Annotated in this window: 21 protein-coding genes; all 21 read left to right on the forward strand. The window is 36.5% G+C overall.

Annotated elements, in window-relative coordinates:
• Nucleotides 1-69: 69 nt before the first annotated feature.
• The 21 genes from SFU91_14855 to SFU91_14955 all read left to right on the forward strand — a co-directional run bounded on the left by SFU91_14855 (nucleotide 70) and on the right by SFU91_14955 (nucleotide 19,429).
• The gene (locus SFU91_14855; protein MDX2130312.1) at nucleotides 70-1,287 is read left to right on the forward strand and encodes a pentapeptide repeat-containing protein; all 1,218 of its coding nucleotides are present in this window, start codon (nucleotides 70-72) and stop codon (nucleotides 1,285-1,287) included.
• Nucleotides 1,288-1,542: 255 nt separating this feature from the next.
• Nucleotides 1,543-2,082 (forward strand): lysozyme, encoded by a 540-nt coding sequence (locus SFU91_14860; protein ID MDX2130313.1) that lies wholly within the window; start codon nucleotides 1,543-1,545, stop codon nucleotides 2,080-2,082.
• A gap of 13 nt (nucleotides 2,083-2,095) precedes the next feature.
• Entirely contained in the window at nucleotides 2,096-2,920 is an 825-nt protein-coding gene (locus SFU91_14865; GenBank protein MDX2130314.1) for a hypothetical protein, read from the forward strand.
• 400 nt (nucleotides 2,921-3,320) lie between these two features.
• Entirely contained in the window at nucleotides 3,321-4,301 is a 981-nt protein-coding gene (locus SFU91_14870; protein MDX2130315.1) for a WG repeat-containing protein, read from the forward strand.
• Nucleotides 4,302-4,662: 361 nt separating this feature from the next.
• Nucleotides 4,663-5,745 (forward strand): hypothetical protein, encoded by a 1,083-nt coding sequence (locus SFU91_14875; protein MDX2130316.1) that lies wholly within the window; start codon nucleotides 4,663-4,665, stop codon nucleotides 5,743-5,745.
• A 235-nt stretch (nucleotides 5,746-5,980) separates the two neighbouring features.
• The gene (locus SFU91_14880) at nucleotides 5,981-6,952 is read left to right on the forward strand and encodes a serine hydrolase (GenBank protein MDX2130317.1); all 972 of its coding nucleotides are present in this window, start codon (nucleotides 5,981-5,983) and stop codon (nucleotides 6,950-6,952) included.
• A gap of 197 nt (nucleotides 6,953-7,149) precedes the next feature.
• Nucleotides 7,150-7,572, forward strand: coding sequence for an SRPBCC family protein (locus SFU91_14885; protein MDX2130318.1), 423 nt, complete (start codon nucleotides 7,150-7,152; stop codon nucleotides 7,570-7,572).
• A complete protein-coding gene (locus tag SFU91_14890; protein MDX2130319.1) occupies nucleotides 7,562-8,047 on the forward strand; it encodes a hypothetical protein in 486 nt (161 codons plus the stop codon). The genes SFU91_14885 and SFU91_14890 overlap by 11 nt, the downstream gene beginning before the upstream one ends.
• 150 nt (nucleotides 8,048-8,197) lie before the next feature.
• The gene (locus SFU91_14895; GenBank protein ID MDX2130320.1) at nucleotides 8,198-8,626 is read left to right on the forward strand and encodes a YiiD C-terminal domain-containing protein; all 429 of its coding nucleotides are present in this window, start codon (nucleotides 8,198-8,200) and stop codon (nucleotides 8,624-8,626) included.
• Nucleotides 8,627-8,928: 302 nt separating this feature from the next.
• Nucleotides 8,929-9,678, forward strand: a complete 750-nt coding sequence (locus tag SFU91_14900; protein ID MDX2130321.1) for a hypothetical protein — start codon at nucleotides 8,929-8,931, stop codon at nucleotides 9,676-9,678.
• Nucleotides 9,679-9,826: 148 nt separating this feature from the next.
• Nucleotides 9,827-10,996: a serine hydrolase domain-containing protein gene (locus SFU91_14905; GenBank protein ID MDX2130322.1), complete on the forward strand. Its 1,170-nt coding sequence runs from the start codon at nucleotides 9,827-9,829 to the stop codon at nucleotides 10,994-10,996.
• A gap of 78 nt (nucleotides 10,997-11,074) precedes the next feature.
• Nucleotides 11,075-11,224: a hypothetical protein gene (locus tag SFU91_14910; protein MDX2130323.1), complete on the forward strand. Its 150-nt coding sequence runs from the start codon at nucleotides 11,075-11,077 to the stop codon at nucleotides 11,222-11,224.
• A gap of 186 nt (nucleotides 11,225-11,410) precedes the next feature.
• Nucleotides 11,411-12,283, forward strand: coding sequence for an NAD(P)-dependent alcohol dehydrogenase (locus SFU91_14915; protein ID MDX2130324.1), 873 nt, complete (start codon nucleotides 11,411-11,413; stop codon nucleotides 12,281-12,283).
• A gap of 1,563 nt (nucleotides 12,284-13,846) precedes the next feature.
• Nucleotides 13,847-14,290 carry a hypothetical protein gene (locus SFU91_14920; protein MDX2130325.1) on the forward strand — a complete coding sequence of 148 codons (444 nt, stop codon included), beginning with the start codon at nucleotides 13,847-13,849 and terminating at the stop codon, nucleotides 14,288-14,290.
• A gap of 84 nt (nucleotides 14,291-14,374) precedes the next feature.
• Nucleotides 14,375-15,049 (forward strand): hypothetical protein, encoded by a 675-nt coding sequence (locus SFU91_14925; GenBank protein ID MDX2130326.1) that lies wholly within the window; start codon nucleotides 14,375-14,377, stop codon nucleotides 15,047-15,049.
• 84 nt (nucleotides 15,050-15,133) lie between these two features.
• Nucleotides 15,134-15,313 (forward strand): hypothetical protein, encoded by a 180-nt coding sequence (locus SFU91_14930; protein MDX2130327.1) that lies wholly within the window; start codon nucleotides 15,134-15,136, stop codon nucleotides 15,311-15,313.
• Nucleotides 15,310-15,993, forward strand: a complete 684-nt coding sequence (locus SFU91_14935; protein ID MDX2130328.1) for a type 1 glutamine amidotransferase domain-containing protein — start codon at nucleotides 15,310-15,312, stop codon at nucleotides 15,991-15,993. Before SFU91_14930 ends, SFU91_14935 begins: the two co-directional genes overlap by 4 nt.
• Nucleotides 15,990-17,747 (forward strand): arylsulfatase, encoded by a 1,758-nt coding sequence (locus SFU91_14940; protein MDX2130329.1) that lies wholly within the window; start codon nucleotides 15,990-15,992, stop codon nucleotides 17,745-17,747. The genes SFU91_14935 and SFU91_14940 overlap by 4 nt, the downstream gene beginning before the upstream one ends.
• Nucleotides 17,748-17,841: 94 nt before the next feature.
• The gene (locus SFU91_14945; protein MDX2130330.1) at nucleotides 17,842-18,186 is read left to right on the forward strand and encodes a hypothetical protein; all 345 of its coding nucleotides are present in this window, start codon (nucleotides 17,842-17,844) and stop codon (nucleotides 18,184-18,186) included.
• Between the two features lie 58 nt (nucleotides 18,187-18,244).
• Nucleotides 18,245-18,703, forward strand: a complete 459-nt coding sequence (locus SFU91_14950) for an SRPBCC domain-containing protein (protein MDX2130331.1) — start codon at nucleotides 18,245-18,247, stop codon at nucleotides 18,701-18,703.
• Between the two features lie 255 nt (nucleotides 18,704-18,958).
• The gene (locus SFU91_14955) at nucleotides 18,959-19,429 is read left to right on the forward strand and encodes a DUF2490 domain-containing protein (GenBank protein ID MDX2130332.1); all 471 of its coding nucleotides are present in this window, start codon (nucleotides 18,959-18,961) and stop codon (nucleotides 19,427-19,429) included.
• Nucleotides 19,430-19,584 lie beyond the last annotated feature (155 nt).

Genomic DNA, 19,584 nt, shown 5'->3' on the forward strand with positions numbered 1-19,584 from the left:
GCTCCGAAACCCACCCGAACGCAAAGCCCGAAAACGTTGGCAACCATATTAAAATAAACACTGCAAACTATGAGACTGTTAACAACCGCAAATTATATACATTATTTTATGTTGTCTGTTAAGATCATATTATTACCACTCGTCCTTTTGAGCATGCCACTATCTTCATTTGCACAAAATAGAGCGAACCCATTTGATGGAGTGAAATTGGTGATTGATGGCAAACCTACACATGTTTTAAGAAAGGTTTTGGAAAATCATCAGAAGTGGCTAAAAGAAAGAGATTTTAAAAAAAGTATTTCGATTCATATAGAACGTTCAGACTACATTTCACAAGAAGACTCATTAAGGGCAAATTTAACAGGTGCAATTCTATCAGGTTACAAAGGCTTTGATGTTTCCGAGCACTTTTTCCCTTCATTTGCTGGTGTAATATTTACTGAAGCGGATTTAACAAATGCAGATTTTTCATTCCGAGACCTTAGTCATGTACAGATGAGCAAGGCAAAGTTAGAAGGAGCGAATTTTTCTGGAGCAAATCTTGATTCAGCGACCCTTAATGATGCCGATCTTAGGAAAGCAAATTTTCTTGGTGCATCATTGAAGAATTCACACCTTGGTGGAGCAGACATGTCAGAAGTTAACTTTGAAATAAACTCTGAGTTTCTCCCAAATTTAATGTCGTTTAGACGAGCAAAAAATATTGAGTTTATGCAGTATAACAACTATCCAGATGCTCTTTACCAATTAAGAAATAATTTTGCAGAAATTGGGAGAGAAGATATTTCAAGCAAAATTGGACGAGCTATAGAATATTCTAAAACAAGAAAACTTCTAGAAGATAAAAATTACATGAAGGCTCTCTTTCGTTTAGTGTTTTGGGAATGGACTACCGACTATGGTCTTGCTCAGCTTAGAGCATTACTAATACTAATAGGTTTGATACCTTTCTTTGCAGTCATTTATTTCGTTGCCATTTTAAGTTCCAACCAACGATTAATATATAAAATCCTGCCAGCTGACAGAATAGATGGAGACGGGAATAGAATTGTTTCACCAATAAAAGAGCGTGGATGGATTGCTTTTGGAACGGCAACAAAGCTTAGTGTATTTTCTGCTTTTGCTGTTGGATTCAGGGAATTTGACATAGGTAGCTGGCTTTATCGCCTCCAAGGTTCAGAAAGTTTCCTTATTCCAAAAGGCTGGGTTAGAAGCATTACGGGACTACAATCTTTAATAAGTTTAATACTATTATCTTCATTCATAATTTCTATTCTTGGTAAGTAGCAAATGCTTTAAAGAATGAATATTTAAGGTTATGCGAATAGGTATATTAAAGGGATAGAGAATAAAGGAAAATGAATACGGTTGGCAACAGCACCTATAAGAAATTGGCGGTTCAGTGGTTAAATGAAGCTTTATCTTGGAACTGTAATATGTAATTCCGTAAACAAGCCAAACTTTCTAATCTTGACTAATTTTGAAAATCAAGAACGTCTTTCATTTGAATTTTTTAAAAAATAGCTTTCCCTAATTTTTTTTATGCCAATCTCAGAGAACGCAATCAAACTCATCAAGCATTACGAAAGCTTGCACGACGGTAACTTAAAGGAACTCGGCATTCAGCCAAAGATGGACCCGGTCGGCATTTGGACAATTGGCTGGGGTCATGCCATCGTGGATCCAATTACTCGTCAATTTGTGCGCGGAAAAGAAAATTACAAGCGCGCACTGGAATTATTTCCAAATTTTGACGATCGCCAAGCGGATGATTTATTTTTGCGTGACATTTCTGCGTTTGAAAAAGCCGTACGCAATGCTGTGAAACCAAAATTAGATGACAATCAAATCGGTGCATTGACTTCCTTTGCCTACAATGTCGGCACGGGCAGTTTTCTGCGGAGCAGCGCATTAAAATTCATTAACCAAAAAAATATCGCTGAGGCGGGAGCGCGGCTTTTAGTATGGAATAAAGCCAAAGTCAACGGCCAACTTGTTGAATTGAAGGGCTTAACTTATCGCCGAATGAGCGAGCGCGATTTACTTGTAACAGGCGTATTGAAATTCTATAATGTAAATTAAATTTTTACGCTCGATGCAGAAGAAGCATAAGTTAATCTTCATTCACGGAATGGGCGAAGGCAGTTCGCAAGATGCGTACGACGACATGCTGTTCAACCTAACTCTTTTGCTCTCCGCCGAAAGTAAAACAAAATTTATCGAGCTTTTTGAACCGGTTTTTGTTCATTGGCATGATAAAACGGCGCAAGGCGAGGAATTGGTTTTCAAAAGAGCATTTCCTCAATTTGAAATTCCACGGCACTTTACTTCGTTGGAAATTTTCAGTGATTTAAATCGAGCCGCTCGGTATTTCATTACATATTTTATCGGCGATGTGGTTGCATATACCGACGAAAACGACAACGGCATTCGTAAAGCGGTACAGCAAGAATTGCTTGCGCATTGCGCTGACGCTCCCTATAGCATTATTGCACATTCTTTAGGGTCGGTAATTGCATTTGATTTTCTCTACTACTTGTTTGCGAAGAATCAGTTTTTCTATCCTACTAATTCGACGAGTACCCCATCGGTAGTAAAACCTTATCAAGAAAATTTCAGAAATTTTTTTACAATGGGTTCGCCAATCGGTTTGTTCTTTATGCGTAAGAGCGATTTATGGAAAGATAATTTTAACAATCTTATCAATCCTGTTTCTAAACATTGGCTTAATTTTTATCACCCTTACGACCCAATAGCCTATCCGCTTCAAGGGTTTTTTGCATCAAATACCAATAATCCCAAAACACTCCGGGATATTGAAGTTGACACGGGGTCTTTATTAAATAGTCATACCGGATATTGGGAGAATATGGACGTGGCAAAAAAAATCGCTAAAATTTTATCCGTGTCTGAGGTATGAGTGTTTTTGCTTAAACCAAATTTAATTTAGTTATTTGTTCATTGATAATTTTTATACTTTAATAATAAACCTACTTATTCATTTATTTCTTTACTTCTGTTTTTGTTTACCATTTCTTCCGTTTTTTAAAAAGGCGACTTTCCGTTTCTATTAAAGCATATTATGCAAAAGATTAAGATAACGGACTTCTCTCCAGTTCTGTTAGTTTTACATCATATTAAGCTATTGGTTTATCATCGATTCAATTTATATTTAATCCGTTAACTTTTTTTGCATTAAAATTTTCAAATAGGGAGGGGCTGTACCGTTTCGCTTCGCTGAACATCGGTTTTGCGTGAGTCTTCGGGCTGCTTCGCGCCCTCCGACCCCCGCAAAGCCGCTCCCCATTACCAGTAATTTTATGAACGACACACCAAAACTATTTCCAGCAAAAAAAGACGGGAAATCGGGTTACATAAACTCGACTGGACAAATAATTATTGACTTTTCATTTGACTTTTTTGGTTGCCGTGAATTTTCCGAAGGACTTGCTAGTGTATTAGTTAACGGAAAAGCTGGGTATATTGACACCAAAGGTAATTTTGTAATTCAACCTAAATTCAATTTAGCAATGCCATTTTCAGAAGGACTTGCTTATGTTGAATTAAATAAAAAATTCGGTTACATTGACAAGAATGGTGAGTTTGCTGTAGAACCACAATTTTATAGTTGTGAAAGTTTTTCAGATGGATTTGCATTAGTAAAAGACAGTGTTATATCAAAAGGTTTTTTTATCGACAAAAATGGAAAGACAAAACTTAAAGGTAGAAATTTTTTAATATCTGAACTTAGAGAAGGTTTAATTAATTGCCCTAATGACAAAGGTAATTGGGGTTTTATTGATATAGACGACCAAATCATAATAGACTTTAATTATAAATCGACAAGACCATTTTATGAAGGCAAAGGAGCAGTTGCACCAAAAAAAGACAACGATGGAAAACCAAACCGCAACGACAAATATGGTTTTATAAATCACCAAAATGAGTTTTTAATTGAACCAATTTATCAAGGTGCTGATATAAGATTTTCCGAAGGACTTTGTGCAGTTTGGGACGAAGGCTATGGCTGCATTGACGAAAAGGGAAGACTAATTATTCCTTATGAATTTGATTTAATAAAACATTTCAAAGAAGAATTAGCCGTCTTTAAACCTAAAGGACGAAATAAAAAATATGGGTTCATTGACAAAACAGGAATTGTAAAAATAGAACCGAAATTCACTCACGTAGACGACTTTTATAATGGCCTTTCCGAAGTAATTATCGGGACAGAATACGAAAATTTCAAATACGGTTATATTAACCAAAATGGCGAAGAAATATGGGAACCGAGAAGATAAAAACTACTGGTAACACGGGTTTTGCGTCAGGCGGGCTGACGTGCAAACTTGGAGCTTTGTGCTTCTAATAAACTTTAGTAATAAATTGAAACTTTGTGCTCAGAAACCCGCCCGAACGCAAAGCCCGAAAACGTTCAGCTAAACTCCGCTTCGCTCCGTTTAGCTGAATGGGGAGCGGCTCCACCGCTGTTCGCTCGCTTCGCTTCGCTGAACATCGGTTTTGCGTGAGTCTTCGGGCTGCTTCGCGCCCAATGGCCCTCGCAAAGCCGCTCCCCATTAGCGGTTATTGTAAAAATAAAAATCAACACTCAATTTAACCTTTGCCAACAAAATATGTCAAACTCAAAAAACGAAAATAAAAATGGATAAATTACAATATTTTATTTTGACAACTCTTATGCTTTTGACAAGTTGCAAAGAGAAAGACGAATTTGTAAAAGATAATAGCAACTATCAATGCCAAATAATTCCAAACCAAAATAATTTGACAAGAAACCAACTCTTACAATCCTTTGATAGTAACATACTTCAAGGTTTGGCTTCTGTTGATGTACCAAATAGTGAGGGGGCAATGAGTAGAAATAAAAATGGCTATTTTCACGTAAGGTTTCAAGTAGGAATATTAGCACAATCTGATTATGCAGTTGCAAAACAAAATAGTCAAGCCTTAGAATATGCTATAAAGTCTATTGAATATTCTTTTGCAAAACAACAACCAGATGGAAATTTTGAATTAGTTGTACCGCCAAACTTAGCAAGCCAAACCCCAAACCAAGCAGATTTGGCAAGTGGTGTTTCCTTTTTTCTTGCCTCTGTTGGTTTAGCACTCAACAATTTTGAGCAAAGTAGTTGGTACAATTCAACAACTATGGCAAGTTACAAAAATAGAATAGAAGCCTTGAGACCCAAGATAACACTTGCTGCAAATTGGTTACTCGCACAAAAAAACATTTTGGAAACAGCAGACCAAAATGCACCAAACAGATTATTTTTCAACGCTTTGGCTCTCTATGGTTTGGGAATTTGGCTAAATGATAACAACCTAAAAAATGCAGGAATTTCATTTACCAATCTTGGCATTTCCAAAAAACACCCTGAAGGATATTTTTTAGAAGGTAATGGTTGGGACAGTAGTTATCAAGGAGTTTCCTTAAATGTAGGCTTTAATTTATATTCAATTTTGCCCAATAGTTTGAATTTAAAAGCAAACTTGTGGAATTGTTTGAGTTGTGCGTCAGATTGGCAAAAAAGTAGAATATTAGCAAGTGGTGAAATATCAACACAAGGAAATATAAGAGTTTATCCAGGTGGAGAGAGTTTTTTAGGAGAGCCAAAACAAGTTGATTGGATAAAAAGTATGGTGGGACTATTTGCAATGGGCTATTATTCAAACTCAAATACCTATATTTCTGTGGCAAGTAAAATCAAAGAGTTTTACAATTAGACGAGCAGACAAAACAACAAACCGCTAACATAGGCTTGGCGATCATTGTGAAATTATGTACCCCAAAAAAAATACAAAAACTCTTTAAACCTTTTGACAAATAAAGACTCTAATTGATATCAAACTTAAAAGCACAATATTTATGAGGTCTCTCCCTATTTTATTGTTATTGCTACTATCAATTACGAGTTGTAGTAAAAATGATGATGTTGTTCAACCTACGCCATCCGAATCTATGTATTTCCCATCTAATTCAAATTGGGAAACAAAATCACTTTCAAGCTTAAACTGGAATCAAAACGCTGTTCAACCATTGAAAGACTTTCTAATTCAGAAAAATACAAAGTCTTTTATGATACTTGTGAATGGAAGAATTGTAATGGAAGAGTATTTTAGTGGTCACACTGCAACCACAACTTGGGAATGGAATAGTGCGGGCAAAACCTTAGTTGCTACATCAATTGGAATTGCACAACAAGAAGGTTTATTGAACATTAACAACAAAGCATCGGATTATTTAGGTGTGCAATGGACGAGTATGCCTTTGGCAAAAGAAAACCTAATTTCTGTAAGGCACTTACTCACGATGACATCGGGTAATGATGACACAAAACAATATGTTATTAAACCTAATTTGACATACGTTGCAGATGCAGGAACAAGGTGGGCTTATAGTAATATATTCCAAAAATTAATAGATATTGTTTCAAATGTAAGCAGTAAGTCTTTTGAAAGTTATTTTAATGAAAAAATAAAGGCAAAAATAGGAATGGATGGTTATTGGAATTTTGGAACCATTTTCACCATTTACCATAGTACAACAAGAAGTATGGCAAGGTTTGGACTTATGGCACTGAACAAAGGAAAATGGAATAACGAACAAATTATAAATGAATCCTTTTTTAATGAAAGTATCTCAACATCTCAAAATGTCAATCCATCTTATGGATATTTATGGTGGTTGAATGGGAAAACAAGTTATATGGCTCCCAGTTCACAAACAGTTTATCAGGGTTTTTTGGTACCAAATGCACCAGCCGATATGTATGCTGCTATGGGAGCAAACGACCAACGAATTTATGTAATTCAAAGTAAAAAGATGGTGATTGTAAGAATGGGAGAAGCGTCTGACCCCGCAAATCCAAGTTTTGCAGTTTCTGGTTTTGACAATGAACTTTGGGCAAAAATTAATGCGGTAATAAACTAAGAATACAACGAACCGCTAACAAGGTATTGCCAAAAGCGGGGGTGACGTGCTTCAATGACACTTTTGTGCTTAACCGAACTTTAGTTTTTCAAATCAACAGTAGTGCTGAAACGCCCCGCCTTCGGCAATACCCAAACCGTTAGCGGTAATTGCAAACAAATACCCTCAAAAAGTGTTATAACAAAAAAGCAATAAAAATGATACAGAGCAGATATAGCGTAACAGTAAATGCCCCTATTGAATTAGTTTGGGCAAAATTGATTGATATTCAAAATTGGTCGTCTTGGCATCCAACTTTGAGTAATATTTATTTAGTAGATACAACCATAAAAAATGGATTAATTTTTACTTACCAGTATGACAAGACTAAACTTAAAGCGGAGATATTAGAGGTTATTCCTTTTAAAACTTTCAAATTTAAGGCGACAGCAAAAGGAGTTACAGGTATTAACACTTGGACACTTGAAGAAAATGATGGACAAGTAACAGTTTATGACTATGAGGAAATGAATGGCTTAATCGTTTGGCTCTTTAAAAAACAATTCCAAAAAGGATTGGATACTGGAATGAAAAACTGGCTTGATAACTTTAAATCGTCCTTTTCAACTAATGCAAAATAAGTTGTTTCCACTATTATCAGGAAGAACCCTTTCGGGTGTTGAAGTTCAAACTCCTGAAATACTTCTAAACAAAATAACTTTTATTTCAATTGGCTTTCAGGTAGACGAACAACGTATTATTGACTATTGGAGCAAAAATATTGTTAACCAATTTAGTAAACATCCAAATTTTAACTATTTGGAGTTTCCCATCGTTTCACCCAAACAAGCACCGAATAAATACATTCAACAATTTATTGACAATCAAATGAGGGCAAGTATACCTGTTAGTATTCATTCAAATGTAATCACCATTTATGAAGATTATTCGATTGTTTTGTCAAAATTTGGAAAAACAATGTATGATGGTCCGTACTTTTTTATTACAAATTTAGGTGGAGAAATACTCGCATTTGCAAAGGACAGTGATAAAAGAAGCTTGGACATAGAACAATTTGCTTTAATTATCAACAAAGAACTTAGCAACTACCGCTAACACGGGTTTTGCGTCAGGCGGGAGACGTGCAAACTTGGAGTTTTGTGCTTCTATTCAAGTGCAGTGCAGGTTGACAGTTTTGTCCTCCGAAACCCGCCCGAACGCAAAGCCGCTCCCCGGTAGGTGCAAATGTAAAGACAAGTAATAAATATGAAAATAACAGACTTACCATTTAATAAATTAATCGGAATGAAAGTTTCGACAGATCCAGAATATCTGTTAAGTTTGGACGACAAGAGTGACTACACTAATCATTTAGGGACAGTACACGCAAGTGCATTATTTTCATTGGCTGAAGCTACAAGCGGACATTTCCTACTAGTTAATTTTCCAAAATTCGACTCGGGACTTATTCCTGTTGTGAGACACGTTGAAATTAAATATAAAAAACCTGCAAATGGACAAATAAATTCAACTGCACACTTAATTGATAATACATTAGACGAAATACTTGAACAACTCTTGACAAGAAAACGAGCATTGGTAAAACTAAAGGTAGAATTGTTTGACACGGATAAAACAATTATAATGACTGGTGACTTTGAATGGTTTGTGACTATATCAAACATCAGCACCTAACAGCACCTAGCCAAAATGCCCGCTTTTTTGTATAATACCTCCACCCCGATAGCTATCAGGGCTTCGGCGGAGATGAAAAAGGTGCGGGCACTTCGGCTATCTGCAAAACGTTCAGCTAAACTCCGCTTCGCTCCGTTTAGCTGAATGGGGAGCGGCTCCACCGCTGTTCGCTCGCTTCGCTTCGGCGAACAGCGGTTTTGCGTGAGTCTTCGGGCTGCTTCGCGCCCTCTGACCCCCGCAAAGCCGCTCCCCATTAGCCGTCATTGTATTGCGACACTTCAAACATTTAAAAAACAGGAAAAATGATAGAAAATTTACCGACATACATCTCACTAATTTTCGGACTGACGACAGTTGCGACATTACTACTTTTCGTTTGGACAATTAGAAACTCAAACTTTGAAAAAACACAAAAACTTGCGACACCAATCTTTATCAGTTTGACAATTTGGTTAATAATTCAAGCAGCTTTGACACTTAAAAACATTTACAACACCGACCCCAATTCATTTCCACCAAAAATTATATTGACAGGAATTTTACCGACAATATTGACATTAATTTTACTTTTTACAACTTCAAAAGGCAGACAGTTCATAGACAGTTTACCACTTAAAAACTTGACCTATCTAAACATTGTGAGAATACCAGTTGAAATAGTTTTGTTTTGGCTTTTTCTCAACAAAGCAATACCTGAATTAATGACTTTTGAAGGACGGAACTTTGACATTCTTGCAGGAATAACAGCTCCACTTATTGCATATTTTTGGCTGACAAAAAACAAATTCAACAAACAGGCAGTTTTAATTTGGAACTTTGTTTGCCTCGGACTTTTGATAAACATTGTTGTCAACGCTTTATTTTCAGCACCTTCACCAATTCAAAAATTTGCATTTGACCAACCGAATATTGCGATTTTAAATTTTCCATTTAGTTGGTTGCCGACATTTATCGTTCCAATCGTATTATTTGGACACTTGGTTTCAATTAGACAACTACTAAAACATAAAACAGACAATAAAACAAACGAAAAAGAAACAACGAACGGCTAACAAGGGTTTGGCAAAAGCAGGGCTGACAGAAGTAATTGAACATTTGTACTTCTATCAACATTTGTGCTAAACTTCGGCTGATGGTTTTCAAATGCCCTGCCTTCGCCAAGCCCCAAACCGTTATAGGCAATTTTAAAACAACATAAATATGACAAAAATACTTCTATTTCTTGTATTCGCTTTTTTGATGGGTTCTGTTACTTATGGACAGAAAATAAACAAAAGCAAAATAGATATCCTTCTAAAAGGGGCTGAGCAGACGCATTCAGAAGCTGTTATTATATATAAAGACAATAATTTGGTTATAGAAAAGTACTTTGGCATCGGACAAGCCAATAATAAAATTGAAAGTATGTCCTGCACGAAAAGTATTGTTGGGCTTGCAGTTGCTTGCCTTCTTAATGACAAGTTGATTGATAGTCTTGATATTCCTGTTTCAACTTATTTCCCCGAATGGAAACAGGGCCAAAAGCAATTTATCACCTTAAGACACTTGTTGAATATGACCTCAGGACTGCAAAACAATCCTAATGCATCAATTGAAATATATCCCAGTCACGACTTTGTGCAATTAGCCCTTACTGCCGAACTTTCATATAAACCAGGTGAGGTTTGGGCATATAACAACAAGGCGTTAAATCTTATGGCAGGAGTAATAAAAAAAATTACAGGCAAACGAATGGACAATTATATTGGTGAACGTCTTTTCAGACCATTGGGAATTACTGATTTCAGTTGGTCCCTAGATAGTGTTGGCAATCCACATGTAATGTCTGGATGTCAAATTAAACCAATGGATTTTGCTAAGATTGGACTTTTATTATTAAATAAAGGAAGGTTTAATAATGAGGTAGTAATTGCAGAAAAATACATAACTGAAGTAATCACGCCATGTAAACAATATCAAGGATATGGCATGTTGTGGTGGATAGACTATGAAAAGACAGTTTCAGTAATTGATGATGAAATAATAAATGAACTTACAAAGGCAGAAGTACCTCAAGACTTCGTTCAAAAGGTTATTTCAATGAAAGGAACTTATGCTACAAATGATGAATATTATGCTAAAGTTCAAAATGTTTTTGGAAAAAATCCTTGGGGATACATTAATGAAACACTTGGTTCTAATCTTCGTTTACGAAAAAAAGAATTTAGCGGCAACATAACATATCGGGCTGACGGATACTTGGGAAATTACATTATTGTAGATCCGAAGAATAAAATTGTTGCCATCAGAATGATTAGCCATCAAAGTTTCGAAAATGAAAATGACAACTTTTTTGACTTTGGTAAACAGGTGCTGAATTTAACTGAGTAAAAAACTGCCTATAACACGGGTTTTGCGTTAGTGGCCGGAAAGTGCGAATAGAAACATTTGAGCAATAAATAAACATTGGTGCTGGCAGACAGTTTTCCGTTTCAAAAGCCCACCAACGCAAAGCCCAAAACCGTTCAGCTAAACTCCGCTTCGCTCCGTTTAGCTGAATGGGGAGCGGCACCACCGCTGTTCGCTCGCTTCGCTTCGCTGAACATCCGTTTTGCGTGAGACTTTTGGCTGTTTCGCGCCCTTCAAACACTGAAAAGTCGCTCCCCATTTATGCAAGTGAAGGACGCCAATAATCAATACACTATTAAGAAAATGAGAGCGATTGTATATTCAAAATATGGCCCACCGGAAGTTGCCAGATTAATGGAAGTTCCCAAACCGATACCGAAAGACAATGAAATATTGGTGAAGGTTTATTCCTCAACAGTAAACCGGACTGACTCAGGTTTCCGTAGTGCCGAATATTTTATTTCACGATTTTGGACTGGACTTTTTCGACCAAAATATCAAATATTGGGTTGTGAGTTTTCGGGTATCGTTGAAGAAATTGGCCAACAGGTAACAACCTTCAAGAAGGGTAATAAAGTATTTGGATTTAATGATAAAACCTGCGGCGGACACGGAGAGTATTTAACTATTGCTGAAATTGATGCGGTTATAAATTTTCCTGACACTTTAAGTTTTGATGAAGCAGCAGCTCTTTCGGAAGGCGCTCATTATGCCTTAGAAGATATACGGGCAGCAAAAGTTGAACGCGGACAAAATGTTTTAGTTTATGGCGCAACAGGTGCAATTGGTTCTGCGGCTGTTCAATTATTAAAGCATTTTGGCGCAAGAGTAACAGCAGTATCCAATACAAAAAATGTAGGTCTTGTAAAGTCTCTTGGTGCAGATACTGTTATTGATTATCAAACGCAGGATTTTACAAAGACTGAAGATAAGTTTGAATTCATCTTTGATGCGGTTGGAAAAAGTTCATTTGGTCAGTGTAAACCTTTATTAACTGAAAAAGGGATTTACATTTCAACCGAATTTGGAAAAAACGGAGAAAATTTATTTTTTGCTTTAACGACTCCGCTATGGGGAGGCAAAAGGCTTTTATTTCCAATTCCATCCATCACCAAACAAGATCTCATATTTTTGAAAGAACTATTTGAAAAAGGTGAGTACAAGCCTGTCATTGACAGATTCTATAAATTAGACCAAATTGTTGAAGCCTATCAATACGTTGATTCGGGGCAAAAAACAGGAAATGTTATTATTAAAATAGTAGAATGAAACGAACGCCAGCCACTTACACCATATTTACATTAAGCGTGATTTCGTGCTACTTAGACACTTTTGTGTTGAAAAGTGCCACTTTCGAAAATCCGCGAAAATGAATGTTCCAAATCCCAAAACGATTTTATAGGTTTTAATCATACGCTTCGATCGGAGTTCATAAAAAAATGGGAAAACGATGAATCCTTACAATTCGGGTTCAGAACAAAACCATTGGACTTCAGACATCGGCAGTTGAACCTTAACCATTCAAAGTTGCAGGTTTAAACCCCAATTTTCGACCTAAAACATCGAAATTTGGTTCTTAAACATTCAAAGTTCGACCTCGAACCTCGACAATTGGAGCTTTTACCCCGAACTTTCGACCTTTGACCTTGAACTTTCGGGTTTTGAGGTGGGAGGGGGTACCTCGGAGGTGGGGTGCTTGATGTTTTCGGCGGGAAGGAAAGAAAAAATATATAATTTTAATAGATTATTTGGGGCTTTAGTTTTAAACTGGTTTTGCGTGAGGCTTTCCGGCTTGCTTCGCGCCTTTCACTTGCGGTGAAGTCGCTTCCCCTTACAGTGCATTTTAATGCTAAAGAAAAAAGGAAAATGAATAATAAATAGACATCATTTTATAACCAAAAATATTAACTTGAAAGATATGTAGATAATGCTTGTGGTTACCGTAAAGGCAATCTTCAAGCACGACTATTAAAAAAAATTTAGGTTTGGACATCTTCTATTGTAAACATTCAACCGCTGTGTTTCACACTATATTATTTGCTAATAACTTTTCTTTTTAATTCAACCGATTTTCAAATGAAAAATCAATTCGAAGAATTTCTTTTTGAAAGGGTAAAAAATCCGAAAATTGAAGAAGTAAAGGAAATTTTATCCATTTTCAATGAGCAATTATATAAAAAGGGGACATTCTTTAAAGAGCACGATACAGTAATTCAAAATTTTGGGATTTCTCGCAGAAGGAAGTGCCAGAACTTATTTCTTAAATGAAAGGGGAGATGAAATTACAGACGAGATACTCCAAAGCAAAAATTTCTTATCCGACATCATTAGTGTTAGAACCAATCAGAAATCTCCTATTATTATTGAAATTTTAGAAAAATCCACTTTATTTGTTGCGTCGATGCACAATGTGAAAGATTTGCTCAATCGAAATGTTACCTTTAATATCCTCATTGCGAATATATGGGTGACCGGGCGATGCAACTCGTTAAACGTCATCTTTTGTTCTTAAATGGGTCCGCCAAACAGCGATACGACTATTTGATAGCAACCAACCCTTCCTTGGTTAAGAAATTTCCGCTTCGATTTATTGCCTCGATGATTGGGGTTACGCCTACACAATTAAGCAGAATTAGAAGCAAAAAGTCTTAATTAATTTTAATTTATCAACATATGTAAAGAAGTTTAACCTATCGAAGCCTGTATTTTTGGATGTTTTTTTTCAATTAAAAATAATGTCCAAACATGATACAGAGTAAAGAAAATGGATTTCGGTCGCTTTGTAAACGAATTTGATTTAGTCACGCGAAGGAGCTCCTAACCGCACTCCTTATGCTCATTGCGAGCACCTCATTTGCCCAATCAAACCCAACCGAGATTGAAATTTTTCAGGACGCCTTAGGGCTTGAAAAGAAGATCGCGGTCGCCAAATTTATGAGTTTGGGTGACTCGGCCGTTGTTTTTTGGAAAATCTACGACGAATATGAAGTAGAACGCAAAAAGCTTGGGAAAGAAAGACTCCTTGTAATTTCAGACTACGCTAAAAACTACCCTAACATTTCTGATAAAATGATACAGGATCTCTTTAACAGAACGCCATCCCAAAAAAAGGCATTTGATAAACTTCAAGAAACTTATTTCAATCGAATGAAAAAGGAAGTTGGTATAAGTAAAGCCGCACAATTTTGGCAAATTGAGGGTTATTTTAATACCATTATTTTAGCGAATATCTATAAACAAATCCCATTCATTGGTGAGCATCTATCGGGAAAATAATTTTAGAATCAATTATGTTTTTTTAAGTGTTTAATAACATTCTTGATTACCTTCTATATTAATTCTTAAAAATAAAAATGAATAATGAAAAATAATATCAAATTATTTCTGGTAATATCCATTTGTATTTATACCGGTTTTATTCAAACTGATAAGGAGCAATTGGCTTTAGAAGTGAGTAAAGTGGATGCCGAAAATATTGAAAAACTGAAAAAATATATTTGGAAAATGCATTCTGTTGTTTCAGGTGAGGGTGGCAATAAAACGACACTTGTAAGTGAATTCAAATTTGACCAAAAGGGAGAACTCAGCATTACAGTTGTGGATGGCAAAACAAATATTGACAGAAAGGCTGGAATTCGAGGTAAAGTTCAACAGAATGCAATGCAAAGCAAACTCGAGTATGTTAGCAATGCAATGAAATATAGCTTGGCCTATACCTATATGACGAAAGGTCAATTATTGGATTTTTTTGAGAAGGCCGATGTCTATGAAAGTAACGGAATTATTAAGGTATTTGGTAAAAATGTAATTGTTAATGGAGATGAGTTAACAATTTTTATTGATGCTAAAACAAAATTCTTCATAAGAAAGTCCTTTTCAACCAAAATGGGTTCAGACCCAATCAAATGGGAAGTTCTTTACGAAATTTTTCAATCTTCTGGGATAAACCATATTTCAAAATCAAAACTGGAATTGCCTACAGAAAGAATAACAATTGAAGGTGAGAATAAAGATTATACCGTCAGGGTTGATTGATAGATATCAACTGTTTGAAGATAAAAGTTATAATTACTGTCATATTCTACTTATTTATTCACTTAAACAAAATTGTTCGATATCATGAAGCTAAGTAAAACACTCATTTATATTTTAGCTGCAATTGTAGCTTTGTTAGTAATCATTGCCCTTACCCTACCGGCCATCCTGAAATCGCGCGGATTCCATCCTGATTATAAAGGAGAAGCCTTCGATTTAGGGGCAAAAAGGCGCATATTGTTTCTACCAGACACCGCGTTTTGAATAAACCCGGCGAAACGACAGGACTACCCACCGGAGTCTTCGCGTCTGAAATGACAATCCCCTATTATGAATTCTTGGATGCAAATATGGAGGTTGACATTGCAAGCATCCAAGGCGGTGAGATTCCAATTGACCCGCAATCTTTTTACTATTTCCTCAAATCCAATGAAGACAAACGGTTTGAAGAGGACGAGACCTTCCAAGCCAAGATCAAAAATTCTATCCCGATTGCTACGATCGATATAAAAAACTACGATATCGTTTTTTTTGCCGGCGGTTGGGGCGCTGCCTATGATATGAATTCTGAAGTTGTTGCCACGAAAGTTTCTGATGCTTATTACAATTCCGATGCGATAATGGGAAGTGTTTGCCACGGAGCATTGGCATTTACCGAAGCTAGAGATAAAAATGGGGATTATTTGATAAAAGGAAGACCGATGACCGGGGTTACTCAAAAGCAGATTTTATCATTTGGTCTTGAGTTTACTCCTTTTCATCCTGAAGAAGAGCTGAAGAAAGCAGGCGCGATTTACAAAGCGGATCAATCGAAGCGTATAGATCAATTCAATACAATTACTGTCATTGACAACGAAAAACGATTCATCACGGGTCAAAATCAGAACTCAAGTCATGAGACTGCCCAATTGATGATGAAAACACTAAAAGAAAAAAGACTATGAAAAATAAGTATATAATGCAAGTAAAACTCGGTTGTTTCCTTTTCTTAGGATTAACCAATTTGGTTTTTAGCCAAGACACCCTGACCACAAATTCAAAACCGAATATCGTGTTGATTTTGGTGGATGACTCCGGTTTAATGGATTTTGGCGCCTTTGGAGGTGAAGCACGAACACCTAACATTGATCGGCTTGCCGGTGGCGGCATAATGTTTACTTATATGCACACCTCTCCGGTTTGCTCACCTTCTCGGGCAATGCTTTTGACTGGAACTGACAGTCATTTGGCGGGGGTCGCAAATTTGCCAGAGTTCCTTCCCGAAGAATATCAAAGTATCGAAGGATATGAAGGGGTTTTGAATAATCGGGTACAAACAATCGCTACTCGATTAAAAGAAGCCAACTACAATACCTATGCCTTAGGAAAATGGCATTTGGGGCACGATGAAAATACCCTTCCGAATAAGCGCGGCTTCGATCGTTCATTCATCCTTGGCGGCTCGGGTGCAAGTAATTATGACAACAGTGGTTACCTTCCAATGAAACCTGTGGCGCATTGGTATGCTGATGGGCAAGAGGTTGAACTTCCGGAAGATTTCTATTCCTCAAAATCATACATTGATAAGGTGATTTCCTTTCATCAAGAAGAGCAAAAAAAGGGGAATCCTTTCTTTTCATATCTCGCTTTTCAAGCCATCCACGCGCCCATTCAGGCACCAAAATCGTTCGTGGAGAAATACAAAGAAATTTATAAAAAAGGCTGGAATAAGCTCCGTAATGACCGTTTTGAAAAAGCAAAAGAGTTGGGGCTAATTCCCGCAAATACCCCTACAACAGACGCCTTATCAGGACTAAAAAAGTGGGAAGAATTAAGCTCAAAAGAGCAGGAAAAATTTATTATGTCGATGGCCGTAACAGCTGGAATGCTGGAAGCTATGGATTATCACATCGGGCGATACATTGAGTATCTGACAAGCAATGGTTTGTTAGAAAACACCATCTTTATTGTTACTTCCGATAACGGTCCTGATGGCGGTGATTATAAAATGGCAATTCCTTGGGCGCTAACTCACGGCTATCATCGCGACTATGATGAAAAGGGTGAGAAAGGTTATTATGGCTACATCGGGGCAGAATTTGCCAATGGTTTATCATCTCCTTTCTCTTTTTTCAAATACTATACTGGCGAGGGCGGTTTACGCGTTCCTTTGATTATCACCGGGAAAAACATCCCCAAAAGTCAGCGCACCGATGCTTTTTGTTTTTTCACGGATATTGCGCCTACAATTTATGAATTAGTCGGGATTACAACTTCTGCTAAGGAAGGTGAAGTACCAATAACCGGAAAAAGCTTGCTTAGTCATATCAAAGATTTTAGCCAACCGGTTTATGGAGAAGAAGACGGTGTGGGTTTGGAAGCAGCAGGGAGTTCGGCCTATTTTCTAAATGGCTTTAAAATCGTGAAAAACAACATTCCTCTCGGCGATAATCAATGGTATTTGTACAACATTCAAACTGATCCTACCGAGAGTCATGATTTAGCTGCCGAAAAGCCTGAATTGTTTCAGAAAATGCTTGCAGATTATGAAGCCTATGAGCGAAGGGTAGGCGTTGTAAAAATGCCGAAGGGTTATTCTACTTCCGGAGAAGTTGCTAAAAAATCAACCAAACAGATGTTATGGAATTGGATTCCATACCTCTTGATTTTAGTTGTTGGTGTTTTAGGTTTGGTTTTTTGGTTCAGAAGAAGGAAATAATATAATTGCTCAAAAATAATTCAATATGCCCGATTTATTTCTTGGTAAACTAACATTAAGAAGGATTTATAATTCATAAAATAATTAACCTAAGATGAAATCAATTTTAATTTCATTTCTTTTACTCACTGCTTTTAATCGCAATGACCAAATTTCTATCCTTGGTGTTTGGGATACTGGAAAAGACAATACAAAAATTGAAATTACTGAAGAAAATGGTGTCTTTAAGGGTATAGTGATTTCTTCAGATCATGCAAATCAACAAGTGAGAACTTTGCTCAAGGAAGTGAAACTTGAAGGAAGTGAATGGAAAGGGCTGCTTTTTGTACCAAAACAGGGAGAATGGTTTGATGTTGTGATTACAAAAAAGGACAACAAATTATTGATAAAGGTTAAAAAAGGGTTCATGTCTAAAACACTGGAGTGGAACAAAGTATAGTTATCCGAACAAGCGAATCCTTTATTTCCTTAATATTCAATGCTTAAACTTCAATATCGTGGAAGACAAACAAAATCATGTTTATACTGAAATTGAAATCAACGCCTCCCCTGATAAAGTTTGGAGTGTGCTGACTGATTGGGACAAATTAAAAGAATGGAGCTCATCGTTTATTGGCATTTCAGTTAAAAAAATGATCAAAGGCGAAAAATTTGTTTCATATTTCAAAAATCCGCTCACAGGCGGCATTATGGAGCTCGAGCATATTTGTACAGATTATGAAGAAGGCAGAAAATTTGGTTGGTCTGGCGATATTCTTTCGAATACACAAGATCATCATATTTATTCTTTAGTGCCTACAAATTATGGGACTACAATTTTCGAACAAGAAGATGGCTTGCACGGACCTCATAGTCGGTTACTGAATTTTTTTGCTGAGCATCATATGATGTCAATGTACGAAAGGTTTAACCAAGAGCTAAAGGAGAGAGTCGAATCTCTTTTTCCCAACAGTTAGACACAATTTTTCATAATCGATGAATCATCATGATTAATAGAAATAATGCGATACTTTGTTAAGGTTTTCGTGCTTTTGTGCCTCTTTAAAAGTTATCCGGCATTTAGTCAACATGAGCTTTTTCATGAAATTGTTATTGAGAAACCTCTTTTTGAAAATGAAGAATGGGAGTTTTTTGGTGAGGCGAATTGGAAACATCTGCATAATGAACCCAGTTAGAGAAGAATAGGCGTTTCTTTTGGGGGCGTTCGAAAAATTAAGAGTTTTTCATTTTCAGGAGGAACCAACGGATATTATACCTTCAACAAAGATATCACAAACTTTTTTGAGGTCCGCCCTTGGTTGGCTCTTCAATTAAAAATTCCGGTTATCGCGGAAATTTCTTTTCGGCAGAGACTGAGATATGAATACAGATTTTTCTATACAGAAGATCCTCTCTCAGCAAGAGAAGACTACGCACGATTACGGTATCAATTGAGTTTTGATTTCCCAATTTCTGCTTCAGAGGACTTTTCGTTAACGATTCGCTCTTTCTTTGAATGGTTCTTTATTAGAAACCCCGCGACATTTGAGCGATTTTCTAATGAAAGAGATTATGGCGTAACTGTAATCATTGGTTTGAATCATGAGCACGAACTTTCTTTAAGGCTTATACTGGAAGAGTTTTATAGAGCAAATTCAGAACGTCAATTAGGATATACTTTTTTGGTTGCTTATTCACTTTAATTAATAGGACATTCGGAAAAAGATCGTAAAACTCAATTGACTTGCAGAATTAACAAAAACAACCGATGAAAACACCGGGTCAGCAACCCCCAAAAATACTGCCAGCGATTGAATAACTTCAATTGGTTGTTCCAGAATCGCAAAGCGACGAAGGG

The sequence above is a fragment of the Chloroherpetonaceae bacterium genome, assembly GCA_033763895.1.
Taxonomy (GTDB): domain Bacteria; phylum Bacteroidota; class Chlorobiia; order Chlorobiales; family Thermochlorobacteraceae; genus JANRJQ01.

Bases quoted from the DNA above. Each gene is read 5' to 3' on its own strand.
- SFU91_14870 (MDX2130315.1), top strand. From the start codon at position 3,321: ATGAACGACACACCAAAACTATTTCCAGCAAAAAAAGACGGGAAATCG.
- SFU91_14945 (MDX2130330.1), top strand. From the start codon at position 17,842: ATGAAATCAATTTTAATTTCATTTCTTTTACTCACTGCTTTTAATCGC.
- SFU91_14895 (MDX2130320.1), top strand. From the start codon at position 8,198: ATGAAAATAACAGACTTACCATTTAATAAATTAATCGGAATGAAAGTT.
- SFU91_14900 (MDX2130321.1), top strand. From the start codon at position 8,929: ATGATAGAAAATTTACCGACATACATCTCACTAATTTTCGGACTGACG.
- SFU91_14940 (MDX2130329.1), top strand. From the start codon at position 15,990: ATGAAAAATAAGTATATAATGCAAGTAAAACTCGGTTGTTTCCTTTTC.
- SFU91_14865 (MDX2130314.1), top strand. From the start codon at position 2,096: ATGCAGAAGAAGCATAAGTTAATCTTCATTCACGGAATGGGCGAAGGC.
- SFU91_14925 (MDX2130326.1), top strand. From the start codon at position 14,375: ATGAAAAATAATATCAAATTATTTCTGGTAATATCCATTTGTATTTAT.
- SFU91_14920 (MDX2130325.1), top strand. From the start codon at position 13,847: ATGCTCATTGCGAGCACCTCATTTGCCCAATCAAACCCAACCGAGATT.
- SFU91_14875 (MDX2130316.1), top strand. From the start codon at position 4,663: ATGGATAAATTACAATATTTTATTTTGACAACTCTTATGCTTTTGACA.
- SFU91_14880 (MDX2130317.1), top strand. From the start codon at position 5,981: ATGTATTTCCCATCTAATTCAAATTGGGAAACAAAATCACTTTCAAGC.
- SFU91_14905 (MDX2130322.1), top strand. From the start codon at position 9,827: ATGACAAAAATACTTCTATTTCTTGTATTCGCTTTTTTGATGGGTTCT.
- SFU91_14890 (MDX2130319.1), top strand. From the start codon at position 7,562: ATGCAAAATAAGTTGTTTCCACTATTATCAGGAAGAACCCTTTCGGGT.
- SFU91_14855 (MDX2130312.1), top strand. From the start codon at position 70: ATGAGACTGTTAACAACCGCAAATTATATACATTATTTTATGTTGTCT.
- SFU91_14860 (MDX2130313.1), top strand. From the start codon at position 1,543: ATGCCAATCTCAGAGAACGCAATCAAACTCATCAAGCATTACGAAAGC.
- SFU91_14930 (MDX2130327.1), top strand. From the start codon at position 15,134: ATGAAGCTAAGTAAAACACTCATTTATATTTTAGCTGCAATTGTAGCT.
- SFU91_14885 (MDX2130318.1), top strand. From the start codon at position 7,150: ATGATACAGAGCAGATATAGCGTAACAGTAAATGCCCCTATTGAATTA.